Raw genomic sequence first — 21,771 nt, forward strand, 5'->3', positions numbered from 1 at the left:
ACAGGTTTCATCTACGGTTATTTGTATTGAACCCTTCGGGTTCTTTCTGATTAAAGTTTTTTGTTCATTTCATTCTGTACCGCTGCCATTACTCCTTCTATCTGTCCTAAAGCCAGCATCCTTCCCAAGAAAGAATATCCCGGATTATAGCCTTTATCTGTATCTTCCGATAATAATCTTCCGTGATCGATCCTCATGGGCAGATCGGGATTTTCTTTTTCAAATACTCTTATTACATCTATTAACTTTCCTCTTCCGCCTAAATGATGTGCTTCAATAAAGTCTCCGTTTTCAAAAACATTGGTGCTTCTGAGATGAACAAATTTTGTTCTGTGGGCAAATTTCTGAGCCAGTTTCGGAACATCATTTTGTAGATTAGCACTCAGAGAACCTGCGCAGAAAGTCAGTCCGTTATGGGGATTGTCTACTGCATTCAGAAACCAGTCGATGTCTTCTTCATTGGTGACAATTCTTGGCAAACCGAGTAGTGCGAAAGGCGGATCATCGGGATGAACACACATCTGGATATTCCATTCTTCACAAACCGGCATTATTTTTTCGAGGAAATATTTCAGGTTTTCGCGAAGCTTATTTTTATCAATCCCATCATATAAAGCCAGTAAATTGTTGAACTTTTCTACGGGATTTAATTCGCCTTCTCTTATGTTTCCGTTAACGAATCCCTGTGTTTTCACAATAACAGAATCGATCAGATCATGGTTATCTTTTTCTGTGAGTGTATTTTTCAGTTCTTCAACTTTTTGGAGAATTTCCTCGCTGTAGTCCTTTTCTGCTCCTTCTCTTTTAAGAATATGAATTTCAAAATAAGCAAATCTTGCTTTGTTAAAATACAATGATGATGAACCGTCTTCCCACTCATGGAAAAGATCTGTTCTTGCCCAGTCTAAAACCGGCATAAAGTTGTAGCAAACCGTAGTTATCCCTGCTTTTCCTAAGTTTTCGAGACTTTTAATATAATTTTCTATTAAAAAATCACGGTCTTCTCCTCCGTATTTGATCGCTTCGCTTACGGGAAGACTCTCCACAACAGACCAGCGAAGACCGTGACTTTCTATATAATTTTTATAATCGTTAACAGCCTCTAAGCTCCAGATTTCTCCATTAGGAATATCGTGTAATGCCGAAACAATACCTTCTACACCAATTTGTAAAAGGGTCTGTAATTTAATTTTATCGTTTTTCCCAAACCAACGCCATGTTTTTTCCATACCATTAAAATTTTTAATTAAAAAACAAGGCAGATATTTTAGGATCTGCCCTGTAAACTATATATGAATGTGAAACTAACTCACTTTTAATAACCAGGATTCTGGTATTTTGCTTTTTCTTCAGCAGTTGCTCCACTCATTGCATCGATTTGTCCTTGCGGAATCGGTCTCAGATAATGGAACGGCTGAATATTACGTGTTACGGTCTGCGGTGTATGGTTTCCATAAGCAGTACCTCCGATTTTATAAGAAGCTGCGTATTCGCCCCATTTCTGTGTACGTACTAAATCGTACCATCTGTAGAATTCTCCGTAGTATTCACGGGATCTTTCTGCCAGAATATAATCAATAGTAATTACAGAAGGCGTTGCAGCAGTCATTGCGACACTATTATCTGCAATGTACGTTGTATTTTGAGCGTTATTAAATTTCCATTTTCCTGCTCTTGCACGGATTACGTTAATTAAATCTCTCGCCGTCATAGAACCTGAAGCTCCTTTTACGGCTGCTTCTGCTGCGATAAAGTAGAATTCTGAGAATTTTGCTACGTTGAAAGGACGGGTAAGTCCTGCATTAGGATATCCAAGTCCGTTTGGATCATCCGTACGGTACGTGCCGATTTTCCACAATCCCGGATAAACAATTCTGCTGATTCCGTTTGGTGCAACTACCCAATCTGCTCTTCCCGGTAATGTACCTGCGCCCACACCGTTTTGCCCTGCTCCTGAAGGATATGTCGGCGTCTGGGAATCATCATTAAGGAAACTCAGAATCGCTCCTCCCGGTTGTACAGGTAAGTTATTGGCATTATACAGAACAGGGTTTGTAACGCCTGCTTTGTCCCAGTTACCTCTGTAAGTCGTAACAAAAGTACCGTCATATCTTGAATCGGTAGTTTTATCAGCAAATGTATTCTGAATAACGCCAATCGGAGGAGCCATACGAACCCATGGACGACCTAAAGATTGTGTTGCAGCACGCTGTACAGAACTTACAGCAGTAAAAGTTGTTGCGGAGCTGCTGCTCTTCAGGTTGGTGTAGTTCCAGGTCTGCATCCACGCAGCGAAGTTATCAGGAGCCCATCCTGAACCGAAACCTACAGGATCTGATTCGTTATAAAATGCACTAGCCTGAGTATGATCTGCATACAGCATACATTCGTTGTTTCTGTCGTTTGATCCTACATTTACATCATAAAATGTAGGCTGTAAAGCATATGGACCAGGAGTAGTTATTCCCTGCATAGCGGTATCATAAGCCTGCTGGAAATACCATTGTGCATTATGACCATCCGGATCGGTTCTTGGAGCGTCCGGATACGTTGGAATGCTATTCGGGTTCTGCAGCCACCATCCGTATGTAAGGTAGGCTTTTGCTAAAAATAATCTTGCAACATTTTTCGTTACTCCTCCCGTTACTCTTGGTGAAGCAGGTAAATTATCTATTGCTTTTCTAAGATCAGGAAAAATTCCTCTCGTGTAGACTTCAGGAACGGTATTTCTTTTAGAAGTTGTTATCGCATTTGTATTCAGTGCAAGTTCTCCTGCTCCCAAATCTAACGGAACTCCTCCATACGTCTGAACCAGCATAAAGTAATCAAATGCTCTGAAGAATCTTGCTTCGGAAATTAATGATTCTGCCACGCCAAACTGCGGACCTCTTTCTACAATTCCGTTTGCGGTATTAATAGAAGGGAATACAGATCCCCAAATCATACTCGGAGGAAAAGAAGATGGTGTAACGTTACCATTTCCTGAAAAGTCCAATTCTTTAAAGTTTCCGTCTGCACTCTGTGCAAAAGTAGATTCGTCGGTACCGTTCTGGCAGTTACTCATGAAGTAGCCGTTACCATACAATAAACGTAAACTTCTGTATAAAGATGTTACCCCTGCTGTTACCCCATCCGGCGTATTAAAATAATCCACCGTATAGTTAGATCTTGGCTGTTCGTCCAGAATTTCATTACAACTGGATAAGCAAAGCGAGAAGAAAAACGCTCCTAAAACTATTTTTTTATTAAACTTGATCATGATTTTGTAATTTAAAAAGATAAATTGATTCCCATTAGATAATTACGTGTAGACGGGTTATTGGTTCCTATAATCAGCTGACGCCCGTTATATGGAAGACTGCTGTTTACCGCCTGATTCTGGTTACCGTAAGAGTTCGGTTCCGGATCCATCCCGGATTCTTTATGATAAGGAGAGAAAAGAACCAGAGGATTAGTTACCGTTACATAAATTCTTAAACTATTTAATTTCAGATCATCTAAAAATTCTTTCTTCAAATTATAACCTAGTGTTATCGTTCTCAGTTTAAGATATGATCCATCGAAGTAAGCAAGAGTAGAACCGTATTTCGGGTTATCCCCACTCATTATACCTCCCGGCTTAGGATATCTTACATTCGGATTTTCTGCCGTCCAGTAATCTACATCTACGTTATTCCCTCTTCCCGTTAATCTGTTAAGATAACCCGAAGAACCATAAATAGAACTGATTAAAACACCACCATGCTGAAATGCACCTACAGTACTCAATTCAAAATTTTTGTAAGCAAATCTCATATTGAAACCACCCTGCCAATCCGGAGCTGTATCGATAATTTGTCTGTCGTCCGGACCAATAGCTCTTAACGGAGTACCATCTGCATTGTAACCACCGGTGTAAAGAACTTTAATCATACCTATATTACCACCCGGCTCTAATATATTCAGATAAGGATCTCCCTGCTGCCACAAGCCAATATTCTGATAGTCATAGATCGCATTGATATTATGTCCAACAAACCAATTGTTCGCCACATCACGGGTAGTCCCTGAATTCAAAGCTAAAATCTGATTTCTGTTGGCATACCAGTTAACCCCTGCATCCCAGCTGAAGCCATCAGGATTGTTTATGATCGTACCATTAAGTGAAACTTCCCAACCTTTGTTTTCTATCTGTCCTATGTTGTTCGTTACACTCGCAATACCTCCGGATATAGGAAGATTTGTCGGAGATAAAACCTGTTCTGTTTTAGTTCTGTAATACTCTACAGTACCTGTCAATCTATTATTAAATAATCCGAAATCCAAACCGAAGTTATTGGTTTTAGAGTATTCCCAGCCCAGCTCTGGATTTGGTGCAGTAGTAATATAAACCCCTGTCGTATTGGTATTTCCGAAATTATACGGAACAACCCCTAAAGTTCCTTTGGTAGTGTACGGACCAACAGCCTGATTGGAAGTCTGCCCCCATCCGTATCTTAATTTGAACTGATTGATGGCTTTGAGACTCTGCATGAAAGATTCATTCGCCAAATTCCAGCCTAAAGATATTGCGGGATAGGTATGCCATTTGTTACCCGGTGCCAAAACAGATGCGCCATCTGCACGAAGCGTTGCTGTAATCATGTATTTATTATCGTAGGTATACATAGCACGTCCCATATACGATATAAGCCCTCTCTGTACATATACCTGATCTTCAGGCTTCACAGAAATATCTGCTTGTGGAGACTGTCCCAAATTGTAATACTGGAAGAAGTCTGAAGGTACATTTTTGGCACTCATATAGCTGCTGATATACCGATTTCCTTCTGCAGAATATAAGGCTACAGCATTAATCTTATGCTTTCCAAAAGTTCTGTCATAGGTTAATAAATTTTCTAATGTCCAGTGATAAGTCTGGCTGTTTCCTTTTCCTGCACTGGAAGGAGCGGCTGAATTCACATTGAAAACCCCTACTCCTGTATAATTTCCGCTGTTAGAAGTGGTATAATCCAATCCGACATTTAATCTGTATTTCAAACCGCTAATCGGTAAGCTTACTTCTCCATATAAATTATTGTATGAAGAAAAACCTTTGCTTTCATCTACATATTTATCCCCCAGATTTTCAAGGGTTTTTCTGATGTATACCCAGGACTGATCAATATTCGATGCCGTACTAATGGTTCTTTTAATACTTCCATCTGCATTATAAGGGTTTGCTAACGGAGAGTTTCCCAGAACCGGCGCTCCTGCCACGCCATTTCCTTCTGACACTGTATAGTTGGTATTGGATGTAAATCCGAATTTGAAGCTTTTACCAACCTGCTGATCCAAAGCGATCCTTAGTGAGAATCTTTCATAATTCTGGATTGGAATTAAAGCGTCCTGCTTAAAATAGGATAATCCTACGTTGTAATTACCTCCTTCCGTTCCCCCCGAAACCCCTACATCATGACTGGTCATCATCGCCGGTTTGTAATACAGCTTTTGCCAATCTGTATTGGTGTCCAACGTTTCATCTTTTCCTAATCCGTAAATATTTCCTGCATCAGCTCTTAATTTAGCCAATTTAGGACCGTCCATCATCGGAAACCTTGAAAACAAGGTCTGAACTCCTGTGAAAGAATTGTAAGTAAATCTCGGCTTCTGACCTTTAGAACCTCTGTTGGTTGTTACCAATATAACTCCATTCGCTCCTCTGGAACCATAAATCGCAGTTGCAGAAGCATCTTTCAGGATATCTATACTTTTAATGTCACTTGAACTGATGTCACCAAGTGATCCCACAAACGGAATTCCATCAAGAACAATTAACGGATCATTCGCATTGGGTGTTAAAGATCGTGTTCCTCTGATGCGAATCTGCATGCTGGCTCCGGGTTTTGTAGATGTCTGACTAATATCTACCCCTGCGGTTCTTCCCTGCAATGCCTGAGTAATGTTAGCAGTAGGTACTTCTCTTAAAACATCTCCTTTTACAGATGCTACGGAGCCTGTTACGGCTTCCTTTCTTTGGGTTCCGTACCCAATTACCACTACTTCTTCTATTTTTTTCTCCTTAGCAACAGTATCTTTTTTACTCTGAGAATAGGCTAAACCGGAAGGTAATAAAGCCATCGCAAAAAAGAGCGCTGCTTTATTGGTTTTAGCTAAATAAGATCGATTCATAATTATTACGTTTAATATTAGGTTTGAATAAAAAGGCTATTAATAATTATCGTTTTGAAAAATCCTTAGTGTTTAGCAGCCTTTTTACGTTTATTTAGATATACATATTCACAATCGCTTCAAACAATTCCTGCTTTCCGCTTTTTGGCTGTGGCTCCCCAATTTCATGAGCTATCCTCTGAAGATCTTCCAAAGTAAGCGTTCCTGCTTCAAAAGCCTTTCCGTTTCCGTTGTCGAAAGATGCGTAACGGTCTGTTCTCAGTTTTTTATAATCTGAATTTTCAAGAATATCTGCTGCCGCTAAAAGTCCTTTCGCAAAAACATCCATTCCCGAAATATGAGAAATAAACAAATCTTCAGGATCAATAGAGTTTCTTCTGATTTTAGCATCGAAATTAACTCCTCCGTTTCCTAAACCTCCTGCAGGAAGTAATACCAGCCATGCCTGAACCATATCTAAATAATCTACCGGAAACTGATCTGTATCCCATCCGTTCTGATAATCTCCCCTGTTTGCATCAATACTTCCTAACATTCCTGCATCTACTGCTGCCTGAAGTTCATGCTCGAAAGTATGTCCTGCCAATGTAGCGTGGTTCACTTCAATATTTAATTTAAAATCTTTATCTAATCCGTAATGTCTCAGGAAGCCGATCACCGTTTCAGAATCGTAATCATACTGGTGTTTTGTAGGTTCCATCGGTTTTGGCTCAATAAGGAAAGTTCCTGTAAAGCCCTGCTGACGGGCGTAGTCTCTGGACATGGTAAGGAAACGTGCTAAATGGTCTTTTTCACGCTTCATATCGGTATTCAAAAGGCTCATATATCCTTCTCTACCACCCCAGAAAACGTAGTTTTCGCCACCAAGAGCAATTGTAGCATCAATGGAATTTTTAACCTGAGTTCCTGCGCACGCAACCACATCAAAATTCGGATTCGTGGAAGCTCCGTTCATATATCTTTCGTGCGTGAAAACGTTTGCCGTTCCCCATAAAAGTTTAATTCCGGTTTCCTGCTGCTTTTGTTTTGCATATTCCACTACAGCCTGAAGATTCTTCTCGTAGTCTTTCCAGTTATCGGCAGGATCTACCAAATCTATATCATGGAAACAATAGTAATTGAAGCCCATTTTAGACATAAATTCGAAACCGGCATCCATTTTATGCATTGCTCTGGTTACAGCATCGTTTCCGATGTCCCATGGATGATGAATTGTTGGTCCTCCAAACGGATCGCTTCCGTTTGCACATAAGGTATGCCACCAAGCCATCGCAAAACGCGTCCAGTCTTTCATAGGTTTTCCCATCACAATTCTTTCTGCATCATAATATCTGAAAGCCATTGGATTTCTGCTTTCTTTCCCTTCAAACTTGATTTTGTCGATACCTGTAAAAAACTCTTTCGTACCTGTTAAAGTGTTCATATATTTGTTATAATTTTTAGTTTAATTTTAAAATTCAACATAAAGTTTCCCTGCTCACTGATCCTTGAGGGTCAATAAGTACAATAAAAAATCTTTTTGTATTGGTGATTATACTATTTCGTTAAGATGCTGTTTCCATCTCGAATAGGCTTCTAAGTATTGTTCTCTTTTTTCCAGCTGCGGTTCTATTACGGCTATTCTTTCCAGAGAGGCAAAGGCTTCTTTAGCATCTGCGTAAAAGCCGATTCCCATTCCTGCGGCTCTTGCAGCACCTACCGCTCCGTCGGTATCATAAAGTTCAATAACGGCGTTGCTTACTCCGGCTAACGATTTTCTGAAAATTGAACTTAGGAACATATTGGCATTTCCTGCCCGAATTACCTGAATATCCATCCCGATATTTCTCATGATGTCCATTCCGTATTCATAGGAAAATACTATTCCCTCCTGTGCGGCACGCAGGATATCTCCTTTGGTATGGATATTAAAATTAATCCCGTGAATGGAGCAATTGGTTTCTTTATTTTCGAGTACTCTTTCTGCTCCGTTACCGAAAGGAATGATGCTTAATCCTTTGGCTCCTACCGGTGAAAGCGACGCCATGTCGTTCATATCTCCGTAAGAAGACAGGGAGGTTGCCAGATTATGTTTTAACCAGGAATTTAAAATTCCGGTTCCGTTAATACAAAGTAAAACTCCTAATCTCGTTAATTCTTCGGTATGATTAACGTGCGCGAAAGTATTTACTCTTGATAATTTATCGTAGTCTAATTTATCTAAAACACCGTAAACAACGCCTGAAGTTCCTGCTGTGGAAGCGATTTCTCCGGGATTGAAAACATTGAGTGACAATGCATTATTGGGCTGATCTCCTGCTCTGTATGAAATGGGAGTTCCTTCTTTTAAGCCTAATTCCTCTGCCGCTACGGCAGAAACTGCTGACTGAATTCCGAATGTAGGTACGATTTCAGGAAAAAAGCTTTTCGGAATCCCGTAATAATTAATGACATCTTCTGAGATGCAATTGTTTTTAAAGTCCCAGAAAATCCCTTCTGACAAGCCTTCAACCGTTATTCCGATCTCTCCGGAAAGTCTCATGGCAATGTAATCTCCGGGAAGCATTATCTTGTCTATTTTTTCGAAAATTTCCGGCTCATTCTCTTTTACCCAGGCTAATTTTGAAGCGGTGAAATTCCCTGGAGAATTTAAGAGATGAGATAAACATTTTTCTTCTCCGATTTCTTTAAAGGCTTTTTCTCCATAAGGAACAGCACGGCTGTCGCACCAGATGATGGAGGGTCTTAACAGGTTCTGATCTTTGTCTACTAAAATTAAACCATGCATTTGCCAGGTAATACCAATTCCTTTAATGTCTTCTGCATTTATGCCGGCTTCATGCATTACCGCTTCATGAGCCAACTTCAGATTTGTCCACCAGTCGACAGGATTCTGCTCTGCCCAACCGGGATGAATTGCAGTGATTTTCATCTCTTTTTTAGGTGAAAATTCGGACGCAATTACTTTTCCGCTGGATGCTTCAACGAGACAAACTTTCACAGAAGAACTGCCGATATCATAGCCTAGTAAGTACATATAGTTTTAAAAAGGTATTATTTTATTAGTTTAGTATTGTTTTTCTTGTAAATTTTGGCATCGAATTTATAATATCTGGCTGCGCGGTGTGATACATTTTTTTCAATCTCATCCAATGGTATGATATAATTGAACGAGGAGATTTTTTTATGGAAGTTTTTAATATCAATTTGTTTTTCACTTAATGCACTGTACAACTGATAGAGCTGTCTAATGGTAAACTTTTTTGGAAGAAGCTCAAATATAATAGAGAAATCAACTTCTATCCATTTTCTTACCTCCCCTAAAGATTCATTAATAATTTTATTATGATCAAACGGCAGAGAAGGAACCTCATCAATGGGAAACCAATCTACCGTGCTGTATTTTGTACTGTTAATCTTATGATCAATCTTACACAGAGAAAGATAGGCAACGGTAATAATTCTGTCGATATGCTGTTTGTACTCTGTTCCCATCCATTGGATATCGTTTTCATTATTGGCTCTCATAGGATCTGCAAAACACTTAAATTGTTTCAGAACCATTTTTTTAATTCCTGTAAGCTCGTGCAGCACTCTTTCTGCAGCATCGTCCACATCTTCATCACTAAAAATGAGACTTCCCGGAAGTTTTATCTGTCTTTCTTCATCAAGATGCCTTTCTACTAATAAGATATTTAATCTGTTTTCATGGTCGAAACCAAAAACAACACAGTCAACCGAAACATAGGTATGTATAAAATTGGGGCTCATGCAAGTGTTAACATTTATGTAACATGACAAATATAAAAATTCAAATGAATAAAAAAAATAAATTTCACACTAAGACCTAAATATCAGCAATTTACATATCGATTTTTTATGAAAACATTCACATACAAATTATGATAAGGTTATCATTAAAATTACACTTATCAATATTGTAATGCATCAATTAACAAGTATTTATGATGGAGATTAGAGTAAGAAAATAAGTGATTTTTTTAGATAAATATTATGATAAGAATTGTAAAAAAAATAACTTAAAAAAAATACAAACAAGTGTAAAAAAAACACTTTTAAAGCTAAAAAACGTTAAAATTTGATATTTTTTTTTACCGTTTTTGCATGTAAGCGATTAGAAAATTACAAATAACAGAATTTAGCATAAATTAAAATAAATTATTTCAGGTAAAATAAAGTTTAAATATCATCTGTAGAAAATTATTTAATTGTATGCTTTCAGCAGCTTTCAAAATCAATAAATACAAAAACAGAAATACATCCGGAACCCTTTTTAATACCATAAGAAATTCAATTTGTAAATTCTCTTTTGCCAATGATTACCGCTTTTAAACGTCAGTTTTAGAATATCATGCTCTGTACTTCCGGGAATATTAATTTACTTTAAACTACAACTTATAATTGAGTTGAAAGTATATTGCAACTTATAAAATCTTTTAATTTGCAGATTAATTATGAACCAAATAATAATTTAACAGAAAATAAACGGATGGTACTACAGAAAATGAAGAGCTTAATCAGATAAATAACAGAACGTTTTTCTTATTCAGAGCAGCTAAACTTTTTGTATAGTCCCCATATTTTTCGCTTGATCCCTTTTGAGCCTGATCCTAAAAACGTCTGAAATTACATATGCAGTAATAAAAAAAATCCTTCAAATTTTACTTTGAAGGATTTTTTTTGCGGAGAGTGAGGGATTCGAACCCCCGGACCTGTTACAGTCAACAGTTTTCAAGACTGCCGCAATCGACCACTCTGCCAACTCTCCAGAAACTCCGATTATATCGTTGTTTTCAGTGGTGCAAATATAGAACGTTTTTCAATTCTGACAAAATATTTTCCTGACAAATTTTAACAAAAATTAATAATGAACTAAAAATCAGGTGAATTATTTCTGTTTAAAACTTTAATTATACCCTTTTTAAAATAATTTTTGTGCGAATTGTAAAGAAAAAACGCATCCCGAAAGATGCGTTTTATATTTAATTTCTTAAGATTAATGCAATTCTGCAAGATACTTCTCTGCATCCATGGCTGCCATACAGCCACTTCCCGCCGCTGTAATCGCCTGTCTGTAGATGTGATCCTGAACATCTCCTGCTGCAAAAACTCCCGGAAGATTTGTTCTTGAAGAACCTTTTTCCGTTACAATATATCCGTTTTCATCCAGATCAATCTGTCCCACGAAAATATCTGTATTCGGTTTGTGACCAATGGCAATGAAGATTCCGTGGACATCAATGGTAGATTTTTCCTGAGTCTGATTATTAATGACCACTGCTCTTTCTACAAGGTTATTTTCTCCTTCAATACCGATTAACTCATGGTGGAATTTCACTTCAATATTGGGCGTATTATTCACTCTGTGAACCATTGCTTTAGAAGCTCTGAATTCATCTTTTCTTACCAACATGGTTACTTTGTTCACCAGCTTTGCAAGATAAGTCGCTTCTTCTGCTGCTGTATCTCCTGCTCCTACCACCACAACATCTTTTCCCCTGTAGAAAAATCCGTCGCACGTTGCACACGCGGAAACTCCTCCTCCATTATATTTTTTTTCGTCATCAAGACCTAAATATTTTGCAGTAGCTCCGGTAGAAATAATCACAGTTCTGGCAAAAATTTCTTTATTTCCTGCGTACAGTTTATGAACTCCTCCTACTTCTTTTGAAAATTCAACTTTAGTAATCATTTCATAATGTACTTTTGTTTCGAATCTTTCAGCCTGCTTCTGCAAATCCATCATCATTTCAGGACCTGTAATTCCGTTTGGATATCCCGGAAAGTTGTCGACTTCAGTAGTTGTAGTCAATTGTCCGCCCGGCTCCAGACCTGTGTACAGTTCAGGTTTTAAGTCTGCTCTTGCTGCATAAATTGCCGCTGTGAAACCAGAAGGTCCAGATCCAACGATCACACAATCTAAAATGTTTTGCTCCATATTCTGCTTTTCAAAAAAATTTAAAATTACCGAGTGCTAATTTCGGAATTTTTACTGTTTATTTAAAGTTATTTTAATGATAGTTGTCAATATCTAATATGTTGAATTTCGATAGTAGCTGTTAGATGTTGGTTGTCCGTTGACGGTAAAATTAAGGTCAATCAACCAACAAACAATTACCCAAAATCATACTTTCATCTTAATTTTATCGACATTTATAATTTTGTAAACCAATTCTTTAATCAGTTCTGCTTCGCTCATATTTACCGCGCCCAATCCTTTTCCTTTCATGTCGAATTCTCTTAAAATTGAAATGACTCTGGTTGCATGTTTTAATGGATACAATCTCGCCGATTCTGCATAATCTTTTATAAAATAAGGATTTACGCCCATTTGTGCGGCAATTGTCTGAGGCGGCTGACCAATCATTGTGTTATAAATAATGACATTGGAAAAGTAATTGTACAAACTTGCCAGCATCATCACGAAAGGATTGTTTTTAGGGTTTTTGCCCATAAAATGTGCAATTTTAAATGCTGCGTTGGCATTTTTTGTTCCTAAAGCTTTCTGTAATTCAAAAACATTGTATTCTTTGCTGATTCCGATGTGATTTTCGATGATGGTTCCGTCTAAAACCTCACCGTCTTTCAGGATGATTTTCAGTTTATTCAGCTCATTGGCAATTCTTGAGAGGTCGTTTCCTAAATATTCTGCCAGAAGATGTGAGATATTCGGAGCTGTTTTTATTTTTAATGCGGTACATTCATCCGCAATCCATTTGGGAAGATTATTTTCCCGGATTGATTCGCTTAAAAATAATGCTTTCGCTTTTTCTAAAGATTTGGTGACTTTTTTTCGGCTGTCTAATTTTTTGTGTTTGTGCGCAAAAACCAGAACGGTGGACGGAACAGGATTCTGAACATACATTTCCAAAGCATTGCTTTCGCTTTCAGCAAGTCTTAAATCCTGCGCTTCCTTTACAATGATTACCTGTTTGTCGCCCATCATGGGAAACTGTCTCGCCAAAGAGAGAACTTCCTGATAAGTGGTATCTTTGCCATACACTACGGTTTGGTTGAATGCTTTTTCATCTTCCGTCAGAAAGTCGTGTTCGAGAGCTTTTACAGCAAGATCTATAAAGTAGGGTTCTTCTCCGTGAAAAAAATAAATCGGTAAAACTTCTTTATTTTTAATATTTTTGAGGATTAAATCTAATTCTTTCATCTTAATAAATGGAACTTCCAAAACTGAATTTTCAGGAAACTTTTGATTTTAAATTCAAGAAAGACAAAGATAAGTTTTTTATTTATGATTTGGTTCGTAAAACTTACCTTTTGCTGACTCCTGAAGAGTGGGTACGGCAACACTGGATCCATTATTATCTTACGGTACAGTCCTACTCTGCTTCTGCATTAATTACGGAAAAAAAGATTGTTTTAAATGGTTTAACGAAGAGGGTTGATCTTTTAATTACTGAAAAAGCACAGCCTAAAATTTTAATTGAATGTAAGGCGCCTCAGATTAAATTAACTGAGAAGACTTTTGAGCAGACTGCAAGATATAATTCTGTGATCGGAGCGAAAGAGATTGTTCTGACGAATGGTTTGCAGCATATTCATGCGTATTATGAGAATGAGCAGTATCTGTTTTATAAGCCGGAGTGAGGTTAAGATTGATTGAGGTTGAGGCTAAGTTTTAGGTTGATTGAGTTAAATTGATGATGAAAATTTAAATGATAAACTTGTTTTAAACTAATTTCAGAATTAGGCACAAAAGACAATGTTAAAGCCGAATTTCTATAATAATTAAAGCGCTCAAAAGAATAAAAATCAAAGATTTTTAAAAACTATTGTGGGCTTTTTTTATTTATAATAATCAACTTTAAATAAAAAATTTAGTAGATCTTTTGCTGCTTTTGCGGTTAAATAAAAAGTTTAAACAGACTCGATATGTTATTTTTATTGATTTTGAGTTATTTTTAGTAATTTAAATTCCTGATTATTTTTCAATAATTTAGAAATGCATTGTTTGTTGTTTTATGAAAAACTTGTTTAAACTTTTTTACCGCAAAATATTGTAACACTTTAGTTGTTTAAGTTTAATACTTAAATGGAAAAAAGAGCACATAAGTTAAAAAAAATCAAAGATTTTTTCTCTTTGCAGACTTTTGAAATACTTTAAGTAAATTCAATAAAGTTTTTTGTCTCTTTTGCGGTTAAATTTAAAATTAGTTTAAACAAACTTGAAAATATGGGGTTTGATTAAATGAAAAATCTTGAATTTTGAGAGAACAAAAGATGTTCATAATTTTTATTGATTAAATCTTAACAGGCAATGGCTGAATTTGGCAGAACTATTGATGGTATTGTTACAACATTGATTAACAGACAGATATTTAGCCCTGATTGAGCGGCATGTCTGAGCTCTTTTCTGTATTTCGGCGGTGGCTTCGCCACCGCCGAAATACAGAAAAAGCAAGTAGCGAAAGCAGGAAACAGCTCCTAAAAAAAATTAAATTACAAAATATGATACGTTCATTTTTATTGTCTTCATTTTTAATGACTTCGGTGACTTTTTTTGGTCAGAATCTGAAACCTGTAGCTTATCAGGACGGCGCGCAGAAACTTAACGGACTGGTTACTTCCAATGCGGGAAAGAAACTTCCGGGAGTTCTGATTCTTCCTGCGTGGAAAGGAATTGATGATGAAGCGAAAACAGCCGCTGCCGAACTTGAAAAACAAGGCTACGTTGCTTTTATTGCGGATATTTACGGTGAGGGAAATATTCCCACCAATATGGATACGGCTGCGAAAAATTCGGGATATTACAAGAAAAATTACGAAGCGTACCAGAAAAGGATTTCACTTGCGCTGGAACAATTGAAAAAAAACGGGGCAATTCCTGAAAAAATTGCGGTTATCGGCTATTGTTTCGGAGGAACGGGAGCTTTGGAATCAGCGAGGGGAAATCTTCCTGTGGTGGGAGTTGTTTCTATCCACGGAAGCATCGGAAAAGATCAGGCGAGAAAAAACGGACCGATCTCGACAAAAATTCTGGTGGAAAATCCTGCCGATGACAGAGGAGTAAGTCCGGAAGATTACAATAATCTGGTGAAGGAAATGAATGAAGGAAACGCAGACTGGCAAATCATCACGTATGCACATTCCAAACATACTTTTACCGATCCGAAATCGCCGGATTACAATGAAGTGATGGCAAAAAGAGCGTGGAACCACACGCTGATGTTTTTAAAAGAACTTCTGAAATAATTATAATCCTCACAAAAAACGACCTCCAAAATTAGAGGTCGTTTTCTTTATAGTTCGCTTGTCGTGTTGCAATCAGAACACCAGAAATATTCGGTTTCTTTATCTTTAAGCTTTGTTTTTGTTTTGTTTCCACAGTTTTCGCAGATGTATTTCTCACTTTCGCTTTCCTTTGCTTCGTAATCACAATTGAAACAGCTCCAAACCGTTAGATGAGACTTTCCGTTGATAAACCATGTAAAGGAAGTTTCTTTACATTTCGGACAAATTTGTAGCGCCATACTTTTATTCTTTATTCTTCCCTGTTTACAAGATCCATAGAAAAAGCCGGAAGACAGATGGCAACATATTCACATTCTTCTGAAAATGGGTTGCTGTATCGCACTCTTGCTCCTTTTTCAATTAAAATACTTTGTCCTTTTTCTAAGACAACTGTTTCTCCGTCAATTTCAAATTGTTTTTTTCCTGAAATAATTAAGGTGAATTCATCAAATTCGGGAGTCTGATGCGGTTCGCTCCAGTTGGGCGGTGCAACCATGTGTGCAATAGAAATATTGGAATTTCCTGTTGAATTTCCCCAATGTTCTTCGATGAGTTTTCCATCTGTGGTAGGAACAACGAATGGGATTGCTGAATTTTATATTTCTTCATATTATTTATTTTTTTATTTTTTTGAACACTAAGTAAACAAAGTTTTTTACTAGTGATCGCTTTTTAGTTTCACAAAGCCGTTTCACTTATAAAAGTTAACAAAGTTTTTAATTTAAACTAAAAGTCTGCCTAAACTTTTATTTAACCGCAAAAGGAGCAAAAGATGAACTAACTTTTATTTAAAGCTGATCATTATAAATGAAAAAGCTCACAATAGTTTTTAAAAATCTTTGATTTTTATTCTTTTTAGCGCTTTGATTATTATGAAAATTCACTTTAACATTATCTTTTGTCCCTTTTGCGGTTTATTCTGAAATTAGCTTAAACAAGTTTTAAAAATGGTTCTCCTTTTTAATTTCGTATACAAAGTTAGTTCTCGTCGGTTCTCCGAAATACGCGACTTCCTGCTCTGCGATTTTCTTTCCGCCTAATCTTTCCAAAGCAATCTGGGAACGGTAATTTTCTTTCCCGATATGAAAATGAACCACATCTACAAACTGAAAAATATAATCGAGCATTAATTTTTTAATCTGCGGATTGATTCCTTTTCCCCAGGATTTTGTTCCGTAAAATGTGTAGCCTATAAAAATACTGTTCTTTGCTTCATCATAATCATAAAAACGGCTGCTTCCTAAAACGGCTCCTGTTTCTTTTTCAATAATTTTAAAGGCACCTTTGCTTTCTATTGCTCCTCTGAAAAAATTTTCGAAAACTTCTCTTTGGTAGCGGTCTTTATTGGGATGCTGTTCCCATACTTTCGGATCGGAAGCTACTTCATATAAAGACTCAAAATCCCCTTGTTGTAAGGGGATTAACTGATATTTTTCGTTTTCTAAAACAGTCTGAATAGAAAAGTTCATTTCTTAGCCTTTTGTTTTTGCTGCGTCAGATTCTATCTTTTTGATTTCCTTCAGCTTATCTGCAATTTTACTTACTGCTTCCGGACTTGACGGTTTTAAAGCAACTTCCGCCTGAGAAAGATCCCACTTTAACACAAGGTTGGCTGAGTTTTCGCCTGTAGGATTCAGAGTAATTTCGAACCATTCCTGCTTATCTGCTAATTTATTAACCGGAACCGTAACATCTACAACGTCCTGTTTTGCATCATATGTATAAGCTCCCCACTGCTGGAAATCTTTGTTTAAGATTACTTTCCATTCTTTTTCTGTCGGAACGATGAATAATCCATAAGTTCCTGCCGGAACAATTTTTCCGCCGAAGTTTACAGATTGTCCGAAAGTAATTTTGGTGGATGAATTCGCTCCCGCTCTCCAAACCTGTCCGTAAGGAACCAGTTCTCCGAAGATTTTACGTCCTTTTACTCCCGGTCTTCCGTAATCAATCGTGATTTTAGACATTGAAAACTGCTGCTCTACTTTCTGGCGCGGACTTGCTACCGGTACAGAATAATCCTGAGCTAAACTGAAAACTGAAGCTGATATACAAATTGCAAATAGTAACTTTTTCACTTTTTTAAATTTTGCCTAAAATTACAAAATTGAACATAAAAATCATTTTCTGACATGATAAAATTTGTTAAAATGCCATTTTTAATTTCTTGTTTAAGTAAGCTTTTTTATTGTTTCAACCGGTTTTAAGTTTAATTGCAAAAGATATTTTAGAAAGCTTTTTTCAGAATAATCAAAAGTTTAGATAAGTTTCAATCGTTAATGAAAATTAATTCGGCATTGCTTTCCATTTATGCAGAATGGAGGTATACAGATACATAAAGACAAATCCGCAGCATAAAATTATATAACTGAGATTGAATTCTAATGTTTTGATAATTGTAGGACAGTTATAAGACATAATATTGATCTGTTCACAGTTTCTTTCCTGATGGATATTAATGATAAAAAAGATCAGCAAAACAAAAAGAGCAAAGCCATTCATCGAGATGTTAATGAGAATTGAGGCAATAATTTTTTTAAGACTTTTCATCATTACAATTGGAAGCAGTAAAATCACCAGTCCTATAAAAAAGACAAAATAGGAAACAAAAAATTCAATTTCACTTCTACCGCCAGAAGCTGAAAATAAAACTGTTACCAGAACAACTGCCAAGAATAAAACGCCTGCACTAATCACGCTGAAAAGAAGAGATTTAAGCCCTGTTATTCTGAAGCTGAAAATAATGGTAGAGAGGAAAAATGCGATCCAGATATAAATATGAATATTTTCTGAAAAGAAATCTGTAGATTTTATAATATCTACATTATTCAGAAGATTCTGAAGATTGTCTGAATAATAGTAGTAATCTGTCGTGTTATTCTTAAAATATTCCGCCGGAGAAAGCTGGTTATCAATATCCGGATTAAAGTCTCTGATCTGAACGGAATCATTTACCACTTCACCGTCAACCACTGCAGCGACAGAATCTGCAACAGTCTCGGTGTACACATAATTTCCGTCTTCGTCCATTGGCGGATTATTTACATCATATTCTTCACCCGGAACCGGTTTGTATTTTTTAATAAAATATCTGACGTTGAAATCATCGGGATAATAGATCATTTTCACCCAGCTTTTTGAATCAAGGTTATTGTTGATTCCGAATTTCTTCGAAATATCAAGAAAACTTTTTAGCAGCTTTTCAATTTCAGCAGGATTTTTTTTATTCAGCAGATCCGTTGTAAATCTGTTGATTTCGAATCTCTTCTTTTTGTAAGAGTCTTTAACCATCTGATTGTATCCATCATAAGGTTCTTCAACAGAATATTGCATCCTCAAATAATCCTTTCCTGAATCATCATAACTATAAAATACATCAGAAAAATTATAATACGTTAAATCCGTGGTATTGATGTAGGATGACATATCCACGACATCTTTTTTGAAATAGTAGGTTGCAGAGCCTTTTTTATTTTCTTCATACGCCAGATTCTTTTTGGTTTCACCTGACGGGAAAAGGAAATCTCCGTATTTATCTTTTTTATAAACGGTTTTTGAATATAAGTTATAGAACTGATAAACCCTGTTATAGTACACAAAATATTTCTGATTCCGGTCTATTTTATTAATATCCGTTTCGCAATACAAATCGTAAAACTTTGGAAAAGTTCTGTTATCCAAAGTATAATGCTCCAGATCCTGAGAAAGAAAAGCACTGGCTTTATTAATAACGTTGATATTTTCAGTCATTTCCTGATCGGGATATTTGTTTTTAATAAACAATTTAAAACCCGTCATGTAAGAAAAATAAAAAGTGGTACCTGCAAAAATAATAATGAAGTACTGAACAAACTGCAGGAACAATTTTCCTTTTGAAGAAGGATAAAAGTTTTTGAATGCGTTATTTTTAAACATCATAATCAGCCATCCCACCATCATGAGAACGGAAATAATGAGGTGGATAAAAATCATTCCTTCGCGGAAATAGTCATCTTTTACATTCATTTTCTGTAAAGAGACCGGATCAGCGTGAGAAATATAGCCTACGATAAAAAAGAAAATATGAAGAACTGCACTTGCCAAAAGCATCCATACAATTCTGGTATTCCAGACCGTCGAATATTTTTCGAGCAGATATTGATTGATTTTATTTATTTTTTGCATTTTTTGTTGAATTTGAGAAAATTAGCTTACGAAAAATCTCCTGGTTGAAGAAGAAATATTCCGGATGTACACCACATTCATTCTGGCATTTCCGAGCGCAGACATCACGGTATGAAACTCTGTATCTGCTGAAAAATGAGCGACATAAACTCCTCCGTTGAAATTCAGTTTTTCAAGAGGGAAACCTTCAAATGCTTTTAATAAATCTTCTCTGGAATTTGTGGTATCAATTTCGATAATCAGTCCGTCGTTTTCTTCATTTACCAATTCAGAATTGTCTTTGTACTGTCCGTTTTTCAGGAAAATAACTTTATCTGATATTTTCTCTACCTCGTAAAGCTGCTGTGAACTCAAAATCAACGCAATAGGATTATTAACTGAATTTGCAATCGATTTTAAATCTTCCAGAATAACCTGCTGTGCCAAAACGTCCAGATTGGCAAGAGGTTCATCCAGTAATAAAATTTCAGGTTTTCTTAGCAGTGTTCTGGCTAATTCAAAACGCATTTTGTAGCCGGAAGAAAGTTCGCTCCACTTCAGATGTTTGTAATTCCAAAGTCCGAGACGGGCAATCATCATTAAAGTTCGTGTTTCATTTTCTTCAGGTTTCACACCGTAATTTGACAGTACAAATTTCAGGTTGTCCTTTAAACTTCCGTACCATTTTGCCGTTCTCTGCGGAATGTAAACCAGCTTTGTACGGAGATCGTATTCATTTTTTGGTTCTTCGTTCAAAGAATAATTCAGTTCTCCTTCGTTGTGGGAAATTTCTTTTGCCAGAATTCTGAGTAAAGTTGTTTTTCCGTTTCCGTTTTCGCCTACCAGACCGTAAACCTGTCCTTTATTCATTTCCACAGAAACCGGACCCAGCGAAAAGCGGTTGCTTCCGTAGGATTTTAAAATATTTCTCGCTCTCAGTACAGATTTTTCCAGCGATTGTTCTTTTACCGGAATTTTTTCTATTTTCTGAAGAAGATTTTTTGATTTTTCGATGAGTTCATCCGTGTACGAAGGGAACTGTTCTTTCCAGTCAGTTAATGCAACAGCTTCTTTGTAGATCTCCATATTCTGAGTATCCATCGCACAGTCCAGTAATTTTCTAAATCCTAAAACAGTATCTTTATTATCGAAAAAATGATAGACTTCGGCTACTCTTTGCTGATGTTTCGTCATTTGGTTTCAGAGTTATTAATTTTCAGGTTTTAAAGATATAAAATTTCTTTTCCCTACAATTCTTTTGGCTTAAATAAAAACTAATTTTATTTTTATGTAAAATTAGAATCAGATGTTCAAAATAATTTCATCGCTTTTATTATTATCTTTTTTATCAACCATTCAGGCTCAGGAAATCATTCCGTTCAGAATTACGAAGCATAACAACATCATTGTTAAAACTTTAGTAAATGACAAAGATTCTCTGGATCTGATGTTTCAGATTGCTATGGAAGATGCGTCCATTTCTCCGGACCGGAAAAGAAATGCAGATCATATTATTTTTAAAGATGAAATAAGCGACGGAAATACGATAAAAATCGGCAAAAAGAAACATGAAAATGTTAGATTTTTCGATAATGAACTGACCGGTCATGAAGCAGACGGAAAAATCGGAACTGGGATTTTTAAAGGAAAAATTTTTAAGATCGATTATGATAACAGCAGATTTGTAGTGTATGATAAAATGCCGGATTTAAATGGCTATCAGTCAGTTCCATTACTTTTAAAAAATGAACAGCTTTTTATTCCTGCGAACAGTATCATTGAAAAGCAAAATGTAGAAGCCTATTTTCTTCTTCAATCCGGATATTCCGGCGGGATTCTTTACAGCAATGAATTTGCAGATGGCAAAGAACTCGACAAAAAGCTAAAAGTAACCGGCGAAAAAACATTGAAAAACTCAGCCGGACAAAGCGTTATCACCAAAAACGGAATTTTGCCTGTTCTGAAAGTGGGAAATTTTGTTTTAAAGGATGTTTCGGCAGGATTTTTCACAGGAGAACTTAAAATCCAGAAATCCAGCTATTTCGGAGCAGATTTATTGAGAAGATTCAACTGGATTTTTGATGCGGAAAGGAATAAAGTTTATTTTAAACCTAGTAAATATTTTAAGAAAGCTTATTATAAAATGAATTAATATTTCAATTTAGAATCTATCACTATATAATTTTTAAATTGAAAACTGACATCCTGTCTCATTAACCGTGGTGAATTTAC

16 protein-coding genes, 1 tRNA gene and 1 pseudogene are annotated in these 21,771 nt (G+C 36.4%); 3 read left to right on the plus strand and 15 right to left on the minus strand.

The annotated features are described in order from the left end of the window. Positions 1 to 50: 50 nt before the first annotated feature. The 9 genes from uxuA to holA all read right to left on the minus strand — a co-directional run bounded on the left by uxuA (position 51) and on the right by holA (position 13,312). Positions 51 to 1,229 carry a mannonate dehydratase gene (uxuA, locus tag WFH39_RS07835; RefSeq protein ID WP_336689467.1) on the minus strand — a complete coding sequence of 393 codons (1,179 nt, stop codon included), beginning with the start codon at positions 1,227 to 1,229 and terminating at the stop codon, positions 51 to 53. A gap of 86 nt (positions 1,230 to 1,315) precedes the next feature. After that, the gene (locus WFH39_RS07840; RefSeq protein ID WP_336689468.1) at positions 1,316 to 3,259 is read right to left on the minus strand and encodes a RagB/SusD family nutrient uptake outer membrane protein; all 1,944 of its coding nucleotides are present in this window, start codon (positions 3,257 to 3,259) and stop codon (positions 1,316 to 1,318) included. Between the two features lie 11 nt (positions 3,260 to 3,270). Continuing rightward, positions 3,271 to 6,150 (minus strand): SusC/RagA family TonB-linked outer membrane protein, encoded by a 2,880-nt coding sequence (locus WFH39_RS07845; RefSeq protein WP_336689469.1) that lies wholly within the window; start codon positions 6,148 to 6,150, stop codon positions 3,271 to 3,273. A 94-nt stretch (positions 6,151 to 6,244) separates the two neighbouring features. Next, positions 6,245 to 7,573: a xylose isomerase gene (xylA, locus tag WFH39_RS07850; protein ID WP_336689470.1), complete on the minus strand. Its 1,329-nt coding sequence runs from the start codon at positions 7,571 to 7,573 to the stop codon at positions 6,245 to 6,247. 108 nt (positions 7,574 to 7,681) lie between these two features. Continuing rightward, positions 7,682 to 9,166 (minus strand): xylulokinase, encoded by a 1,485-nt coding sequence (locus WFH39_RS07855; protein WP_336689471.1) that lies wholly within the window; start codon positions 9,164 to 9,166, stop codon positions 7,682 to 7,684. 17 nt (positions 9,167 to 9,183) lie between these two features. Continuing rightward, positions 9,184 to 9,900: an NUDIX hydrolase gene (locus WFH39_RS07860; protein WP_214589402.1), complete on the minus strand. Its 717-nt coding sequence runs from the start codon at positions 9,898 to 9,900 to the stop codon at positions 9,184 to 9,186. 933 nt (positions 9,901 to 10,833) lie between these two features. Then, positions 10,834 to 10,918 (minus strand) — tRNA-Ser (locus tag WFH39_RS07865). Positions 10,919 to 11,146: 228 nt separating this feature from the next. Beyond that, the gene (trxB, locus tag WFH39_RS07870) at positions 11,147 to 12,088 is read right to left on the minus strand and encodes a thioredoxin-disulfide reductase (RefSeq protein ID WP_076393660.1); all 942 of its coding nucleotides are present in this window, start codon (positions 12,086 to 12,088) and stop codon (positions 11,147 to 11,149) included. Positions 12,089 to 12,274: 186 nt separating this feature from the next. Then, positions 12,275 to 13,312, minus strand: coding sequence for a DNA polymerase III subunit delta (gene holA, locus WFH39_RS07875; protein ID WP_336689472.1), 1,038 nt, complete (start codon positions 13,310 to 13,312; stop codon positions 12,275 to 12,277). An 8-nt stretch (positions 13,313 to 13,320) separates the two neighbouring features. Between holA and WFH39_RS07880 the strand changes: the two genes are divergently transcribed. Both WFH39_RS07880 and WFH39_RS07885 read left to right on the plus strand, forming a co-directional pair. Continuing rightward, a complete protein-coding gene (locus WFH39_RS07880; RefSeq protein ID WP_214589371.1) occupies positions 13,321 to 13,752 on the plus strand; it encodes a type I restriction enzyme HsdR N-terminal domain-containing protein in 432 nt (143 codons plus the stop codon). 861 nt (positions 13,753 to 14,613) lie between these two features. Beyond that, complete coding sequence (locus WFH39_RS07885; protein ID WP_336689473.1) at positions 14,614 to 15,357, plus strand: dienelactone hydrolase family protein; 744 nt, start codon at positions 14,614 to 14,616, stop codon at positions 15,355 to 15,357. Between the two features lie 47 nt (positions 15,358 to 15,404). On the opposite strand, the gene WFH39_RS07890 is transcribed toward WFH39_RS07885, so the two are convergent. The 6 genes and pseudogenes from WFH39_RS07890 to WFH39_RS07915 all read right to left on the minus strand — a co-directional run bounded on the left by WFH39_RS07890 (position 15,405) and on the right by WFH39_RS07915 (position 20,733). Next, a complete protein-coding gene (locus WFH39_RS07890; RefSeq protein ID WP_336689474.1) occupies positions 15,405 to 15,635 on the minus strand; it encodes a hypothetical protein in 231 nt (76 codons plus the stop codon). 11 nt (positions 15,636 to 15,646) lie between these two features. Next, positions 15,647 to 16,005: pseudogene (locus WFH39_RS07895) on the minus strand (cupin domain-containing protein). A 332-nt stretch (positions 16,006 to 16,337) separates the two neighbouring features. Beyond that, positions 16,338 to 16,865, minus strand: a complete 528-nt coding sequence (locus tag WFH39_RS07900; RefSeq protein WP_336689475.1) for a GNAT family N-acetyltransferase — start codon at positions 16,863 to 16,865, stop codon at positions 16,338 to 16,340. Between the two features lie 3 nt (positions 16,866 to 16,868). Then, positions 16,869 to 17,474: a DUF2911 domain-containing protein gene (locus tag WFH39_RS07905; RefSeq protein ID WP_336689476.1), complete on the minus strand. Its 606-nt coding sequence runs from the start codon at positions 17,472 to 17,474 to the stop codon at positions 16,869 to 16,871. 208 nt (positions 17,475 to 17,682) lie between these two features. Then, positions 17,683 to 19,560: a hypothetical protein gene (locus WFH39_RS07910; RefSeq protein ID WP_336689477.1), complete on the minus strand. Its 1,878-nt coding sequence runs from the start codon at positions 19,558 to 19,560 to the stop codon at positions 17,683 to 17,685. Between the two features lie 21 nt (positions 19,561 to 19,581). Further along, on the minus strand, positions 19,582 to 20,733 hold the full coding sequence (locus WFH39_RS07915; RefSeq protein ID WP_336689478.1) for an ABC transporter ATP-binding protein: 1,152 nt from the start codon (positions 20,731 to 20,733) through the stop codon (positions 19,582 to 19,584). Positions 20,734 to 20,845: 112 nt separating this feature from the next. Here WFH39_RS07915 and WFH39_RS07920 point away from each other — a divergent pair, with 112 nt between their 5' ends. Continuing rightward, a complete protein-coding gene (locus tag WFH39_RS07920; protein ID WP_336689479.1) occupies positions 20,846 to 21,691 on the plus strand; it encodes a hypothetical protein in 846 nt (281 codons plus the stop codon). The last annotated feature ends 80 nt before the right edge of the window (positions 21,692 to 21,771 follow it).

The organism is Chryseobacterium sp. MMO-72 (assembly GCF_037146035.1).
GTDB classification, from domain to species: Bacteria; Bacteroidota; Bacteroidia; order Flavobacteriales; family Weeksellaceae; genus Chryseobacterium; species Chryseobacterium indicum.